This window comes from Sphingomonas sp. Leaf67, from assembly GCF_001421965.1.
GTDB lineage: Bacteria > Pseudomonadota > Alphaproteobacteria > Sphingomonadales > Sphingomonadaceae > Sphingomonas.
The window spans coordinates 987,290-1,001,011 of record NZ_LMLP01000001.1 but is presented as its reverse complement, the minus strand read 5'-3'; the positions used below and the strand labels follow the sequence as shown (position 1 = coordinate 1,001,011).

The following is a 13,722-nucleotide window of genomic DNA, read 5'->3' as shown; positions in this document are numbered from 1 at the left end:
TATATGCACCGCACCATAGCCGGACCGGGCGCCCTAAGTCGAGAGAACGGCGCCCCGACAGGAGACGACATGCATAGCGACGGCACCATCAGCATCACGGTCAACGGCGATCACATGCGGGTTCGCGACGGGCTGACCATCGCCGAGCTGGCCGCGCAGATCGGGCTGGTCGCCGAAAAGGTGGCGGTCGAGCGCAATCTGGAAGTGGTGCCGCGTTCGAGGCTGAAGGACGTGAAGGTCGAGGATGGCGACGAGCTGGAGATCGTGCATTTCGTCGGGGGCGGCGATCATCAGCGGGTCGCGGCGTCGGCCGATACGTGGAGCGTGGCGGGCCGCACCTTCACCTCGCGGTTGATCGTCGGCACCGGCAAGTACAAGGATTTCGAACAGAATGCCGCCGCCGTCGCGGCGTCGGGCGCAGAGATCGTCACGGTCGCGGTGCGCCGGGTGAACGTCAGCGACCCCAAGGCGCCGATGCTGACCGACTTTATCGATCCCAAGAAGATCACCTACCTGCCTAACACCGCCGGCTGCTTCGATGCCGACAGCGCGATCCGCACGCTGCGGCTGGCGCGCGAGGCGGGCGGCTGGGATCTGGTCAAGCTGGAGGTGCTGGGCGAGGCGCGGACGCTGTATCCCGACATGGTCGAAACGCTGCGCGCGACCGAGGTGCTGGCCAGGGAAGGCTTTCTGCCGATGGTCTATTGCGTCGACGATCCGATCGCGGCCAAGCGGCTGGAGGATGCGGGGGCGGTCGCGATCATGCCGCTGGGCGCGCCGATCGGGTCGGGGCTGGGCATCCAGAACCTTGTGACGATCCGCCTGATCGTCGAGGGGGCGAAGGTGCCGGTGCTGGTCGATGCCGGTGTCGGACAGGCGTCCGACGCGGCGGTGGCGATGGAACTGGGCTGCGACGGGGTGCTGATGAACACCGCCATCGCCGAGGCCAAGGACCCGGTGCTGATGGCCCGCGCGATGAAGGCCGCGGTCGAGGCGGGGCGCATGGGTTATCTGGCCGGCCGGATGCAGCGGCGGCGCTATGCCGATCCGTCGAGCCCGCTGGCGGGCCTGATATGAAGTAAGTTTAATGGAACCGGTGGGTGCGGTTGCGCTTTGTATAATCGCAATCCAGCGAGGGAAACCTCGCCAACCTACAGGAGCCTTTCATGGGTGAACTCACCGACAAGCTCGCCGCAGCCGGCAACAAGATCGCCGGCAACGTCAAGGAAGCCGTAGGCAAGGCCACCGACAACGAGCGTCTGGAAGCCGAAGGCGAGGCCCAGCAGGCCAAGGGCACCGGACAGGACGTCAAGGGCAGCGTCAAGGGCGCGCTCGGCGACAAGATCTGAGCCGATCCGCACCGCATACCGTCGTGTAGTTGGCGGATGGTGCGAAAGGGTCGCTCCGGGAAACCGGGGCGGCTCTTTTCGTATCGGGCGTCGTGCTGCGGCAGGCCGCGCGTTGCGGGTCGGCAGCGGACGCGATAGGAACGGCGATGGCCAGAGCGGATCGACTTGCCCGTACCGAAACGTTGCGTGTCGAGCGCGAGGCGGAGTATCGCGACGCGTTGATCGTCGCGCTGACGGCAGCGGCGTCGGGCAAACAGGGGCTGTTCGATCATAACCGCGATCGACGTACCCGCGCGGCGATCGCCCCGGTCGTCGACGAACTGGTCCAGATCGGCGAGGAGATCGACGCGATGCGCGAGCAGTTGGGGATGCCGCCCTTCGCCTTGCACCACGAATTCATCAAATCGCGCGGCCCGGTCGGGCCGCAGGCGGTCGGCGAGCGCAAGCAGGCGCAGGCGTGGCTGGACCGGTTGGCGGTCGATGTGGAGTAGCGTTGCGGCGGTGTGATCGAACGGTCCGATCGGAACCGTTGCCCGACACGGGTCCGGGTGGGCCGACATAGGTTCACGACCGTCATGCCGGATGTGTTTGCGATCTCTGCAAAAGTCGCGATCACTGATCAATAAGCGTACCCCCGGCGCGGGCGGGGGGCCAGTGTCACAAGCGCAAGCGGTTGTTTTGCTTGGCTCTGGACCCCCGCCTGCGCGGGGGTACGGGGTTTCTGCCTCGACGTGCGACTGCTGTAGAGGTCTCGAACTAGGGCCGATCGACCTTCAGCGATAACCACGGAATTTCGTCATTCCCGCGCAGGCGGGAATCCATCGACGCCGACGGTTCGGCTCGATCTGCGACGCTGGCGTATATGGACTCCCGCCTGCGCGGAAGTGACGAAAGGGGATGGAACGCTATTCCTTACGCGCAGCGAACTGAATGTCGATCGGCCCTGGTCCGGCGGTACCGCAGCGGGTGACGCTACCGATTGCGGATGGCGGCGATCGTCGTGCTGTGGGTGATGGTTTCGATCTCGGTCTTGCAGTGGAGCAGGCGGACGCCGGTTCGCGCCAGCGCGCGGTCGAGGGCGGGGGCGAATTGGTCGGTCGTCTCGACGGTTTCGGACCACGCACCGTATGCGCGGGCAAGGGCGGCGAAGTCAGGGTTGTGAAGCGCGGTGCCGCTGAGGCGCGCGGGATATTCGCGCTCCTGATGCATCCGGATCGTGCCGTAGCCGCCATTGTCGACGAGGATGACGAGCAGATTGGCGCGGTGCTGAACGGCGGTGGCAAGTTCCTGTCCGTTCATCAGGAAGTCGCCGTCACCTGCCACCGCGACTGCCAGTTTGTCGGGTTCGCGCAAGGCGGCGGCGACGGCAGCGGGGACGCCATAGCCCATCGCGCCGCAAGTCGGGGCGAGCTGCGTACCCGACCAGCCATAGTGCCAGTAGCGATGCCACCAGCCCGAGAAATTGCCCGCGCCGTTGCAGATGATCGTGTCATGGCCCGACAGGCGCTCGCGCATCGCCGCGACGCATTGGCCCAGGTCGAGGGCGACGTCGCGCGGGGCGGGGGTGGACCATGCCAGCCATTCGGCATGGGCTTCGGCACCCGAGGGATGCGGATTGGCCGGCGGTTCTGCGCGGGCGAGCATGTCGGCAAAGGCGAACGGGTCGGCGGCGATGGCGATGTCGGCGCGGTACACGCGGTCGAGTTCGGCCGGGTCGGGATGGACATGGATCAGCGTTTGCCCCGGATGATCGGGGGTGACGAGGGTGTAGCCGTCGGTGGTCGCTTCGCCGAGCCGCGCGCCGACGACCAGCAGCAGGTCGGCGGCCTTGATCCGCTGCACCAGCTTGGGCGAGGGGCCGTAGCCGAGATTGCCGGCCCATGCGCGGGTGTCGTTGGCGATGGCGTCCTGTCGCCGGAACGCACCGGCGATGGGGATACCCCAGCTTTTGGCGAAGGCGCTGAAGGCGGCCCCCGTCGCCTTGTCCCAGCCCGCGCCGCCGACGATCGCGACCGGACGTTCGGCCCGGCGCAATCGGTCGAGCATATCGGTGAAGTTGACAGGATCGAGCACCGTTTCCAGTTTCGCGAGCGGCGGGCGGTCGACCGCTACCGCTTCCTCGACCAGCATATCCTCGGGCAGCGCGATCACGACCGGGCCGGGGCGGCCCGAGGTCGCGGTGCGCCATGCGCGGGCGATATATTCGGGGATGCGCGCGGGATCGTCGATGCGCAGCACCAGCTTGGCGAGCGGTGCGAACATCGTCAGGAAATCGACCTCCTGAAACCCTTCGCGGTCGCGCATTCCGCGATCGACGTCGCCGATGAACAGCAGCATCGGAATCGAATCCTGCATCGCGACATGCACGCCGATCGAGGCGTTGGTGGCACCGGGCCCGCGGGTGACGAAGGCGACGCCCGGCCGGCCGGTCAGCACCCCATCGACACAGGCCATGAAGCCGACCCCGCCCTCCTGCCGGCAGGTGACCAGATCGATCGCGGGCGTGTCGTGCAGCGCATCGAGGACCGCGAGAAAGCTTTCGCCGGGGACGTGGAAGATGCGGTCGCAGCCATGGGTGACAAGGGCATCGACGAGGATGCGGCCGCCGGGTCGTGGAGTTGTCATGGCCCCACGCTATCGCGGGCCACCGGTCGACGCCAGAGCGGCGGCGAAGTTGAAGGGCGGTTCAGGTTCTTGACCCGCCCGGTCGACCCTGCGACATCGGCGACGCGACCAGTTGGGAGAGAGCGAGTGAACAAGCTGTACCCGAGTGCCGAGGCGGCGCTGGAGGGATTGCTCCACGACGGGATGACGATCTGCGCGGGCGGGTTCGGCCTGTGCGGCATTCCCGAACGGCTGATCGACGCGATCGAGGCGTCGGGCGTCCAGAAGCTGACCATCGCCAGCAACAATGCCGGGATCGACGGACAGGGGCTGGGCAAGCTGCTGCGCAGCCGGCAGGTCGCCAAGATGATTTCGAGCTATGTCGGCGAGAACAAGGAGTTCGAACGGCAATATCTGTCGGGTGAGCTGGAGGTCGAATTCTGTCCGCAGGGCACGCTCGCCGAACGTTGTCGCGCGGGCGGGGCGGGGATTCCGGGCTTCTATACCAAGACCGGGGTCGGCACGCTGATCGCCGAAGGCAAGGAAGTGAAGCAGTTCGACGGCGAGGACTATATCCTCGAACGCGGCATCCGCGCCGACCTGTCGATCATCAAGGGGTGGAAGGCGGACGAGGCCGGCAACCTGATCTTCCGCAAGACCGCGCGCAACTTCAACCAGCCGATGGCGACCGCCGCCAATTTCTGCGTGGCGGAGGTCGAGGAAGTCGTGCCGGTCGGGTCGCTCGACCCGGATGCGATCCATCTGCCGGGCATCTATGTGAAGCGGATGATTGTCGGCGCGCCGTATGACAAGCAGATCGAGTTCCGCACGGTGCGGGAGCGGGTGTGATGGGGCTGCCACGCGGTTTGACCAAAGGGGTGGCGCGTACGCTTGCTCTTGGTGTCGGAGCCTTCGCGCTGTCGGGATGCGTCGTGGCGGTCGGCAACCAGTCCGCCGCGCCGGTCGCGCCGGCCACCGTGGCAGGTGTGCCGGCGGGGATGCAGTATCTCTATGGGTCGGGCGAGGCGGCGGCGGCGAGCCGGCAGGCTTATGCCGGGCTGGTCCGCTATGTGAACCAGTATTTGCGCGACCGGACGACGCTCCGGCGGATGCCGCTTTCGGCGGTCCTTACCGCCAATGCGACGCTCGCGCAGCCGACCCAATTGCCCTGCACCGGCAAGCCGGCGGTCGTGTTCGATGTCGACGAAACCGTGCTGCTGAACACCGGGTACGAGTATTCGGATGCGCGCGGTGGCCTTGGCTATGATGCCGCGCGCTGGGAACGGTGGGAGCGGTCCGACGGGCGCGCGACCCGCGCCGTGCCGGGTGCGGTCGAGGGGCTGGCGGCGCTGCGCGCGGCGGGCGTGACCGTGGTGTTCAACACCAACCGCAATGCCGCGACCGCCGAATTTACCGAAGGCGTGCTGAACCGCGCGGGCCTCGGCCCCGCCAGACATCGCGAAACGCTGTTCCTGAAGGGCGATGCGCCGGGCGGGTCGGGCAAGGATGCCCGGCGCGCACTTATCGCCAGCCGATACTGCGTTGTCGCGCTGGTCGGCGATCAGCTGGGCGATTTCAGCGACCTGTTCAACACCGGGCTGAAGCCCGCCGAGCGCCGCGCCGCCGCCGATTCGCCGGCCGTCGCCAATCTGTGGGGCAATGGCTGGTTCGTGCTGCCCAACCCGGTGTACGGCACCGCGCTGGCCGGCGATTTCGACGATGTTTTCCCCAATGATCTGCGCTGGACCGATCCCGGCGCGCGCAAGGAGTAACCGCATGGCCTGGACCCGCGATGAAATGGCGGCGCGTGCCGCGCGCGAGCTGAAGGACGGATTCTACGTCAATCTGGGGATCGGCATCCCGACGCTGGTCGCGAACCATATCCCGGACGGCGTCGAGGTGACGTTGCAGTCGGAAAACGGGATGCTGGGCATCGGCCCGTTCCCCTATGCCGGCGAGGAAGACCCCGACCTGATCAACGCTGGCAAGCAGACGATCAGCGAATTGCCGCAATCGGCCTATTTCAGCAGCGCCGACAGCTTCGCGATGATCCGCGGCGGGCATATCGACCTGACCGTGCTGGGTGCGATGGAAGTGTCGGAAGGCGGCGACATCGCCAACTGGATGATTCCGGGCAAGATGGTGAAGGGCATGGGCGGGGCCATGGACCTGGTCGCCGGGGTCAAGAAGATCATCGTCGTGATGGAGCACACGTCGAAGAACGGCGATCCGAAGTTCATCCCCGAATGCACCCTGCCGCTGACCGGGCGCAATGTCGTCGACATGATCGTCACCGATCTGGCCGTGTTCCAGCGGGCCGACCATGACAGCCCGTTCCGGCTGATCGAATGCGCGCCGGGGGTGACGACCGAGGAGGTTCGGGCGAAGACGACGGCGGCGTACGAGGGGTAGCCCCGCCTGTCCACGGACGCACTTTCAGGGAAGGCAGGAATGACGTTCGCGGTGGGCGCTCGATAAGAAGATTGGTTTCACGCGAAGGCGCGGAGACGCGAAGGAAGAAGTACCAGAATTGGTTTGTGCAGAGGCGCGAAGGGCGCAAAGTACTGCGCCTGCGGTAAAATCCGCCGCGACAGCGGCTTTCGGCGCTCGCGGCAAAAGGAAGAGAGGCTTCGCCGGACAGGCGGCGACCGCCACGTCCACAACCTCTCTTCTTCCTTCGCGTCTCCGCGCCTTCGCGTGAAACGAACCTTCTCCTGCCGCTCCACCGCATCAGGCTCGATGCACCCGTATGCAATCCAGCGATATCGGTAATAAAATGTCGTGCGGCCTTTTGTTGGCGACTGTTTTCGGTTAACGCGCGCCCATGAGCAACCGTCCGCAAACCCTGTACGAAAAAATCTGGGACGACCATGTCGTCGAACGCCGCGATGACGGCACCTGCCTGATCTATATCGACCGGCATCTCGTCCACGAGGTCACCAGCCCGCAGGCGTTTGCCGGCCTGCGCGCCGCCGGACGGCGGGTGCGGCGGCCCGACCTGACGCTGGCGGTGCCCGATCACAATCTGCCGACGACGGCGCGGGTGGACGCGAACGGCAACCGCCTGCCGATCGCCGATCCGGCGAGCGCCAGCCAGTTGGCGGCGCTGGAGAAGAACGCGCCCGCATATGGCATCCGCTATATCGACGCGACCGCCGCGCAGCAGGGCATCGTCCATGTCGTGGGACCCGAACAGGGCTTTACCCTGCCGGGGACGACGCTGGTGTGCGGCGACAGCCATACCAGCGCGCACGGGGCGCTGGGCGCGCTGGCGTTCGGGATCGGCACCAGCGAGGTCGAGCATGTGCTGGCGACGCAGACGCTGTTGCTGCAGCAATCGAAGACGATGGAGATCCGCGTCGACGGGACGCTGGGCTATGGCGTGTCGGCCAAGGACGTCGTGCTGGCGATCATCGGCAAGATCGGCGCGGCGGGCGGCACCGGCTATGTCGTCGAATATACCGGCGAGGTCATTCGCGGCCTGTCGGTCGAGGGGCGGCTGACGATCAGCAACATGTCGATCGAGGGCGGGGCGCGCGCCGGGCTGATCGCACCCGACGAGACGACCTTTGCGTATCTGAAGGGGCGGCCGATGGCCCCGACCGGGGCCGATTGGGACCGGGCGGTCGACTATTGGCGAACGCTGCCGACCGACGCCGATGCCCGGTACGATCGTGTCGTGCAGTTGCATGCCAGCGACATCGCCCCGTCGCTGACCTGGGGCACCAGCCCCGAGGATGTCGTGCCGATCACCGGCGTGGTGCCGTCGCCCGACAGCTTCGCCGACGCCAGCAAGCGCGTCGCCGCGCAGAAATCGCTCGATTATATGGGGCTGACGCCGGGCACGCGGATGCAGGATGTACCGGTCAGCTATATCTTCATCGGCAGCTGCACCAACAGCCGGATCGAGGATCTGCGCGCCGCCGCCAGCGTCGTGAAGGGTCGCCATGTCGCGGGCGGCATCAAGCAGGCGCTGGTCGTGCCGGGATCGGGGCTGGTCAAGCGACAGGCCGAGGCCGAGGGGCTCGACCGCATCTTTACCGAAGCGGGCTTCGAATGGCGCGAACCGGGCTGTTCGATGTGCCTGGCGATGAACCCGGACAAGGTGCCGCCGGGCGAACGCTGCGCTTCCACCAGCAACCGCAATTTCGTAGGGCGGCAGGGGCCGGGCGCACGGACGCACCTGTTGTCGCCGGCGATGGCGGCGGCGGCGGCGGTGACCGGGCGGCTGGCCGATGTCCGCGAACTGGTGACGGAGCAAGGCGTATGAAGAAGGTGTTGATGGCGCTGATCGCGGGCGCGGTGCTGAGCGGAGTCGCGGCGGCTTATGCGTCGAGCGTGCGGCCGGCGGTGGCGAAGCCGGTAGTGCCCCGCGACGGAGCATAGGATGGAAGCGATCACGCAGGTCGAGGGCGGTGCCTATCCATGGGGTGCCAAGAATATCGACACCGACATCATCATCCCGGCGCACTGGCTGAAGACCACGACGCGCGAGGGGCTGGGCAAGGGCGCGTTCGAGAGCGTGCGGGCGGAAGCCGGCAATATCTTCGACGATCCGCGCTATGCCGGCAGCCCGATCCTGATCGCAGGCGAGAATTTCGGTTGCGGGTCGAGCCGCGAACATGCCGCGTGGGCGCTGGGCGACATGGGCGTCAAGGCGGTGATCGCACCAAGCTTTTCCGACATTTTCTCCGGGAATGCGATCAAGAACGGGATCGTCACCGTCGTGCTGCCGCAAGCGGCGATCGACCGGCTGGTCGAGGTGGCGAAGGATCAGCCGATCGCGGTCGATCTGGAGACGATGACCGTCACCACGCCGTATCAGGATCGCTTCACCTTCGACCTCGATCCGTTTCGTCGCCGGTGCCTGATGGAAGGGCTGGACGAGATCGGCATGACGCTGGCACAAGATACCGCGATTTCGAAATATGAGTCCGGCGTGGCGAATGCCCGACCGTGGCTCAATGGGAGAAGCGGTGATGCGGGCGTTGCTGTCGAAGGAGCCGGGCGGGCCTGAACGCCTCGCGATCGGGGAATTGCCCGAGCCGGTAGCGGGCGGGGGCCAAGTGATCGTCGCCGTCCGCGCCTGTGCCGTCAACTATCCCGACGTGCTGATCATCGAGGATCGCTATCAATTCCGCCCGCAGCGCCCGTTCGCGCCGGGGGGTGAGGTCGCGGGCGTCATCGAGAGTGTCGGCGAGGGTGTCGAGGGCTGGGCGGTCGGCGATCGGGTGATCGCGGTCACCGGCCATGGCGGGATGGTCGAGAAACTGGTGCTGCCCGCCGCCGCGCTCCACCGCCTGCCACCGAACCGCAGTTTCGAAGATGGTGCGGCGCTGTTGCTGACCTATGCCACCGCGATCCACGCGCTGGTCGATCGCGGGAGGATCGCCGCGGGGCAGACGTTGCTGGTGCTGGGCGCGGCAGGCGGGGTCGGTCTGGCGACGATCGAGCTGGGCAAGGCGTTCGGGGCGCGGGTGATCGCGGCGGTGTCTTCGGAGGAAAAGGCGGCGGCGGCGCGCAGCGCAGGGGCGGACGAGGTCGTCGTCTATCCGTACGCGCCGCTCGACAAGGCCGCGTCGAAGGCGCTGGCGGATGCGTTCAAGGCGGCGGTCGGCGGGCAGGGCGCGGACATGGTGTTCGATCCGGTCGGCGGCGACTATGCCGAACCGGCGCTGCGCAGCGTCGGGTGGGAAGGCCGTTATCTGGTCGTCGGGTTTCCGGCGGGGATACCGAGGCTGCCGCTAAATCTGACGCTGCTCAAGAGTTGCGATGTGTGCGGCGTCTTCTGGGGCGCGTTCGCGATGCGCGATCCGGCGGCGAATGCGGCGCATGTGGCGACACTGTTCCGGTTGTGGGACGAGGGCGCGATCGCACCGAAGGTGACGGGGGTGTTCCCGCTGGAGCGCGGCGGCGATGCGATTGCGGCGCTGGCGGGGCGGCGGGTCATCGGCAAGCTGGTGGTGGTGCCGTAGATTGGGTTCACGCGAAGGCGCGAAGGCGCGAAGGCGCGAAGGCGCGGAGAAGAGGGGAGTTGTTCGCGCAGAGACGCGGAGACGCAAAGGGGTTGCGTGACGTCGAACCTGCATGAATTTCGTCCTTCCCGCGAAGGCGGGAAACCTTAGACGCGCAGCTTGGCGATGGAGGCGTGACCGTTGCGGTTATGGATCCCGGCCTTTGCCGGGATGACGATGGGGGATGGGTTCGGGACGACGGCGGCTGACGTAGCTCGGCGTCGGGGTGTGCCACCCGCCTTACCCTGCGCCGTTGCGTAGAACCGGGCCGCGTCCTATCTCGCTGGGGAGGGACCATTAGGGGATTGCCATGACGACGTTCGACGACCGGGAGCGCGCTTTCGAAGCCAAATTCGCCCGTGACGGGGAAATGGCGTTTCGCGTGACCGCGCGGCGCAACAAGCTGGTGGGCCAATGGGCCGCCGAACGCATGGAACTGACCCCGGCCGAAACCGACGCCTATGCGACGTCGGTCGTGCAGGCCGATTTCGAGGAAGTCGGTGACGAGGACGTGATCCGCAAGCTGATATCCGATCTGGCCGCCGCCGGTGTCGGTTGCGGCGAGTCGGACATTCGCCAGGCGATGGCCGATTGCACGGTCGAAGCTCGCCGGCAGCTGCTGGAGAGCATGTAATGCCGATGGAGGCACAGGCGATCGAGGCGCTGATCGTCGCCGCCATTCCCGATGCGGTGGTCGAGATCACCGATCTGGCGGGCGATGGCGACCATTATGCGGCACGGGTCGTGTCGGAAAGTTTCCGTGGGAAACCGCGTATCGCACAGCAGCGCGCGGTCTATGCCGCGCTCGGTGAACGGATGGGCGGCGAACTGCACGCATTGCAACTGACGACCGGCGTCCCCACTCCACAGGCATGAAGCGCCCGCCGGGCGACGAGAAGGATATGACGATGACCGACGATACCAACGCCCGCATCGACGCGGTGGTGAAGAGCAACCCGGTGGTGCTGTTCATGAAGGGCAGCCCGCTGTTCCCGCAGTGCGGCTTTTCGAGCCGGGCGGTGGCGATCCTGAACCATCTGAACACCCAGTTCGAAAGCGTCGACGTGTTGCAGGATCAGGGCATCCGCCAGGGCATCAAAGCCTATTCGGACTGGCCGACCATCCCGCAGCTGTACGTCAATGGCGAGTTCGTCGGCGGATCGGACATCATGATGGAGATGTACGAGAGCGGCGAGCTGGCCGAATTGCTGGGCGGCGACAAGGCGGCCTGAGGTTTCAGGTTTTGGACCGTCGGGAAGGCCCGGTCGCACGATGGTGCGGCCGGGTTTTTCATTTGGGGTAACGGAGGTTGACCCATCCGGGGTGCGCGCGGACCGCGGACTGACGAAGACTGAGATATCTTCGTGAAAGCGTGGCGAGGGGCGCTGCAGGCGCCCGCCCTCGCCGGGGCGACGTTCACTCGGATGTTCCGCCCGGTCGAAGCGATCATATGCCAGTTCAACGCCGGCGGCGGAATGGCATGGCTGTCGGTGAGGGAGACCCGGGTGGGCGGACCGGCAAGGATGCTGGCCCGCCCGATTGAAGCGCGAACGCATCGGGTGCCTTGACCATTGCAGGTCGCGTGCCAGTTCCGAACATTGCACGTTTCCATCGGCCATTGCGGTTAACCGCCCTGCACCACGCGGCGGGAGTGTAAGCGGTTCCGACAGGTTGGATGGCGTAAACAAATTACACTTGTAAACGTAACGACCACGGGTGTAGTCATTGCCCATGGCCGAACGAATCAGCGATGCCGAGCATGCCGTCATGGAAGTGCTCTGGGACAAGAACCCGCTCACCGCGCAGGAGGTGATCGAACGCGTCGCCCCGTTGCGCGACTGGAGCGCGAACACCGTCAAGACGCTGCTGGGCCGGCTGCTCGCCAAGGACGTGATCGGCGCGGAGGAGGATGGGCGGCGCTACCGCTATCGCCCGCTGGTCGCGCGCGAGGAATATGTCGCGGGGGAATCGCAGAAGTTCATCGACCGGTTGTTCGGTGGCAGCCTGACCCCGCTGGTCGCGCATCTGGCCGAACGCGACCAGTTGAGCGCGAAGGAAATCGACGAGATCGAGGCTCTGTTAAAGGCGCTGAAACAATGATCGGATGGGCGGTGGAGACGATCGCGGCGGCGACGCTGCTGATGCTGATGGTGCTGGTGCTGCGCGGTCCGGTCGCGCGGCGGTTCGGTCCGCAGGCGGCCTATGCGCTATGGGCGCTGCCGGCACTGCGCATGATCCTGCCGCCGATTCCCGATGCGTGGCGGCCGGTCGATATCGCACCGATCGGTGCCGCGACCGAGCCGGGGGTGTTTTCGCTGGGCGTGCCGGTCGCCGACATCCCGGCGCTGCCGCAGGGGTGGGGTATGGCCGACGTGCCGCTGGCGGTGGTCGCCCTGTGGTTGCTGGGGGCCATCGCGTTCGTCACCTGGCATGTCGTCCAGCATCGCCGCTTCTGTGCGAAGGTACTGGCGTCGGGGCGGGCGAAGGGGGTGGCGAACGGACACGTCAAGATGATCGAGACGCGCCATGCCGCCGGGCCGCTCGCCTTTGGCGTGGTGCACCGCTACGTCGCGATGCCGGTCGATTTCCGCGAACGCTATGACGAGCGCGAACAGGCGTTGGCGTTGGCGCACGAGCTGGGCCATCATGCGCGTGGCGACCTGCTCGCCAACTGGGTCGCGCTGGTCGTGCTGGGGTGCCACTGGTTCAATCCGGTCGCGTGGCGCGCCTTTCGGGCCTTCCGCGCCGATCAGGAGATGGCGTGCGACGCGATGGTGCTGGCCCGCGCCACGCCCGGCGTCCGCCACGCCTATGCCACCGCCATCGTCAAGTCCGCGCATGGGCAGGGGCTGTCGGCCGCCTGTCACCTGCACGGCGTCCATGAACTGAAAGGGAGGCTTGTCATGTTGTCGAAGCATCGGGTGATGTCGCCCGCCACCAGGCGGATCGCCGGGGGCGCGACGCTGGCGCTGGCCGTGCTGGGGCTAGGGATCACCGCGTCGGGGACGCAGGCGGCCGAGACTCTGCGCGGCAAGATGGAGGATGCGACGGGCGTCGAGATCGCAGCAGTCGAGGCGAAGGCGGCGGCGGTGCTGGCCCCGGTCGCGGCGATCGTGCCCGCACAGGCGGCGACGCTGCCGGCCGAGCCTGCGAGCCCCGCGCCCTTGCCGAAACCCGCGGTCCCGGCGACCACGCCGCAGGTGCCGATGCCGGTGACGGTCATGATGCCGGCCATGCCCGCCATGCCTGCGACGTCGGGCAAGCGCGGGAATGGCGAGGTCCGCAAGATCGTCGTCCAGCGGTTCGACGGCGACGGCAAGCTGATCGGACAGGATGTCAACGACATCCCCGAAGTGAACGTCGTCGCCGGCAATTGCGGCCCCGGCACGCAGACCAGCGTGACGCGCAACAAGGATGGCAAGCAGGTCACCGTCATCTGCTCCGACCGCATCCGCATCATCACCCGCGAAGCGGCACGCCGCGCGCAGGACGGTGCCCGGATAGCGGCTTTGGGCGCGGCGGCGGCAGCCCGCGGCGAAGCGGCGGCGGCACGCGGTGAGGCACAGGCGGCGCAGGGTCGTATCTATGCCCGGCAGGGATTGCGGACCGCGCTGGCCAGCCTGCGGTCGACCCGCGCGTCGATCGCGGCGGACCGGGACATGCCGGCCGCAGGACGCACCAGCGCGCTCGAAGGCATCGACGAAAGCATTAGCGAACTTCAGTCCCAGTTGGACGACGAGGACTGATACCCGGGT

The 13,722-nt window shown here is 66.9% G+C and carries 15 protein-coding genes; 14 read left to right on the top strand and 1 reads right to left on the bottom strand.

Going from position 1 to position 13,722, the window contains the following annotated elements; all coding sequences use genetic code 11:
• The first annotated feature begins 69 nt into the window (after window positions 1-69).
• The 3 genes from thiS to ASE90_RS04725 all read left to right on the top strand — a co-directional run bounded on the left by thiS (window position 70) and on the right by ASE90_RS04725 (window position 1,840).
• On the top strand, window positions 70-1,077 hold the full coding sequence (thiS, locus tag ASE90_RS04735) for a sulfur carrier protein ThiS (RefSeq protein ID WP_082449415.1): 1,008 nt from the start codon (window positions 70-72) through the stop codon (window positions 1,075-1,077).
• Between the two features lie 89 nt (window positions 1,078-1,166).
• Complete coding sequence (locus ASE90_RS04730; RefSeq protein WP_055996560.1) at window positions 1,167-1,349, top strand: CsbD family protein; 183 nt, start codon at window positions 1,167-1,169, stop codon at window positions 1,347-1,349.
• A gap of 146 nt (window positions 1,350-1,495) precedes the next feature.
• Window positions 1,496-1,840: a hypothetical protein gene (locus ASE90_RS04725; protein WP_055997333.1), complete on the top strand. Its 345-nt coding sequence runs from the start codon at window positions 1,496-1,498 to the stop codon at window positions 1,838-1,840.
• 481 nt (window positions 1,841-2,321) lie between these two features.
• On the opposite strand, the gene ASE90_RS04720 is transcribed toward ASE90_RS04725, so the two are convergent.
• Window positions 2,322-3,974, bottom strand: a complete 1,653-nt coding sequence (locus ASE90_RS04720; RefSeq protein WP_055996557.1) for a thiamine pyrophosphate-binding protein — start codon at window positions 3,972-3,974, stop codon at window positions 2,322-2,324.
• A 126-nt stretch (window positions 3,975-4,100) separates the two neighbouring features.
• Between ASE90_RS04720 and ASE90_RS04715 the strand changes: the two genes are divergently transcribed.
• The 11 genes from ASE90_RS04715 (at window position 4,101) to ASE90_RS04665 (ending at window position 13,713) form a co-directional block, all read left to right on the top strand.
• A complete protein-coding gene (locus ASE90_RS04715; RefSeq protein ID WP_082449412.1) occupies window positions 4,101-4,802 on the top strand; it encodes a CoA transferase subunit A in 702 nt (233 codons plus the stop codon).
• The gene (locus tag ASE90_RS04710; RefSeq protein ID WP_082449409.1) at window positions 4,802-5,725 is read left to right on the top strand and encodes a 5'-nucleotidase, lipoprotein e(P4) family; all 924 of its coding nucleotides are present in this window, start codon (window positions 4,802-4,804) and stop codon (window positions 5,723-5,725) included. The genes ASE90_RS04715 and ASE90_RS04710 overlap by 1 nt, the downstream gene beginning before the upstream one ends.
• Window positions 5,726-5,729: 4 nt before the next feature.
• Window positions 5,730-6,365: a CoA transferase subunit B gene (locus tag ASE90_RS04705; protein ID WP_055996554.1), complete on the top strand. Its 636-nt coding sequence runs from the start codon at window positions 5,730-5,732 to the stop codon at window positions 6,363-6,365.
• Between the two features lie 412 nt (window positions 6,366-6,777).
• Entirely contained in the window at window positions 6,778-8,223 is a 1,446-nt protein-coding gene (leuC, locus tag ASE90_RS04700) for a 3-isopropylmalate dehydratase large subunit (protein ID WP_055996551.1), read from the top strand.
• Window positions 8,224-8,340: 117 nt separating this feature from the next.
• Window positions 8,341-8,970, top strand: coding sequence for a 3-isopropylmalate dehydratase small subunit (gene leuD / locus ASE90_RS04695; protein ID WP_055996548.1), 630 nt, complete (start codon window positions 8,341-8,343; stop codon window positions 8,968-8,970).
• The gene (locus ASE90_RS04690; protein WP_200910787.1) at window positions 8,933-9,928 is read left to right on the top strand and encodes an NADPH:quinone oxidoreductase family protein; all 996 of its coding nucleotides are present in this window, start codon (window positions 8,933-8,935) and stop codon (window positions 9,926-9,928) included. The genes leuD and ASE90_RS04690 overlap by 38 nt, the downstream gene beginning before the upstream one ends.
• Window positions 9,929-10,277: 349 nt before the next feature.
• Window positions 10,278-10,601, top strand: a complete 324-nt coding sequence (locus ASE90_RS04685) for a DUF1476 domain-containing protein (protein WP_055996545.1) — start codon at window positions 10,278-10,280, stop codon at window positions 10,599-10,601.
• Window positions 10,601-10,843, top strand: a complete 243-nt coding sequence (locus ASE90_RS04680) for a BolA/IbaG family iron-sulfur metabolism protein (protein WP_055996542.1) — start codon at window positions 10,601-10,603, stop codon at window positions 10,841-10,843. The genes ASE90_RS04685 and ASE90_RS04680 overlap by 1 nt, the downstream gene beginning before the upstream one ends.
• 32 nt (window positions 10,844-10,875) lie before the next feature.
• A complete protein-coding gene (grxD, locus tag ASE90_RS04675; RefSeq protein ID WP_055997321.1) occupies window positions 10,876-11,199 on the top strand; it encodes a Grx4 family monothiol glutaredoxin in 324 nt (107 codons plus the stop codon).
• Between the two features lie 499 nt (window positions 11,200-11,698).
• Complete coding sequence (locus ASE90_RS04670) at window positions 11,699-12,067, top strand: BlaI/MecI/CopY family transcriptional regulator (RefSeq protein WP_055996536.1); 369 nt, start codon at window positions 11,699-11,701, stop codon at window positions 12,065-12,067.
• The gene (locus ASE90_RS04665) at window positions 12,064-13,713 is read left to right on the top strand and encodes a M56 family metallopeptidase (protein ID WP_055996533.1); all 1,650 of its coding nucleotides are present in this window, start codon (window positions 12,064-12,066) and stop codon (window positions 13,711-13,713) included. The genes ASE90_RS04670 and ASE90_RS04665 overlap by 4 nt, the downstream gene beginning before the upstream one ends.
• Window positions 13,714-13,722: the final 9 nt, after the last annotated feature.

What these genes read in the sequence shown, in the direction of transcription:
- thiS (WP_082449415.1), top strand. Translation starts at nt 70, where the DNA reads ATGCATAGCGACGGCACCATCAGCATCACGGTCAACGGCGATCACATG.
- ASE90_RS04730 (WP_055996560.1), top strand. Translation starts at nt 1,167, where the DNA reads ATGGGTGAACTCACCGACAAGCTCGCCGCAGCCGGCAACAAGATCGCC.
- ASE90_RS04725 (WP_055997333.1), top strand. Translation starts at nt 1,496, where the DNA reads ATGGCCAGAGCGGATCGACTTGCCCGTACCGAAACGTTGCGTGTCGAG.
- ASE90_RS04720 (WP_055996557.1), bottom strand. Translation starts at nt 3,974, where the DNA reads ATGACAACTCCACGACCCGGCGGCCGCATCCTCGTCGATGCCCTTGTC.
- ASE90_RS04710 (WP_082449409.1), top strand. Translation starts at nt 4,802, where the DNA reads ATGGGGCTGCCACGCGGTTTGACCAAAGGGGTGGCGCGTACGCTTGCT.
- ASE90_RS04705 (WP_055996554.1), top strand. Translation starts at nt 5,730, where the DNA reads ATGGCCTGGACCCGCGATGAAATGGCGGCGCGTGCCGCGCGCGAGCTG.
- leuC (WP_055996551.1), top strand. Translation starts at nt 6,778, where the DNA reads ATGAGCAACCGTCCGCAAACCCTGTACGAAAAAATCTGGGACGACCAT.
- leuD (WP_055996548.1), top strand. Translation starts at nt 8,341, where the DNA reads ATGGAAGCGATCACGCAGGTCGAGGGCGGTGCCTATCCATGGGGTGCC.
- ASE90_RS04690 (WP_200910787.1), top strand. Translation starts at nt 8,933, where the DNA reads ATGCGGGCGTTGCTGTCGAAGGAGCCGGGCGGGCCTGAACGCCTCGCG.
- ASE90_RS04685 (WP_055996545.1), top strand. Translation starts at nt 10,278, where the DNA reads ATGACGACGTTCGACGACCGGGAGCGCGCTTTCGAAGCCAAATTCGCC.
- ASE90_RS04680 (WP_055996542.1), top strand. Translation starts at nt 10,601, where the DNA reads ATGCCGATGGAGGCACAGGCGATCGAGGCGCTGATCGTCGCCGCCATT.
- grxD (WP_055997321.1), top strand. Translation starts at nt 10,876, where the DNA reads ATGACCGACGATACCAACGCCCGCATCGACGCGGTGGTGAAGAGCAAC.
- ASE90_RS04670 (WP_055996536.1), top strand. Translation starts at nt 11,699, where the DNA reads ATGGCCGAACGAATCAGCGATGCCGAGCATGCCGTCATGGAAGTGCTC.
- ASE90_RS04665 (WP_055996533.1), top strand. Translation starts at nt 12,064, where the DNA reads ATGATCGGATGGGCGGTGGAGACGATCGCGGCGGCGACGCTGCTGATG.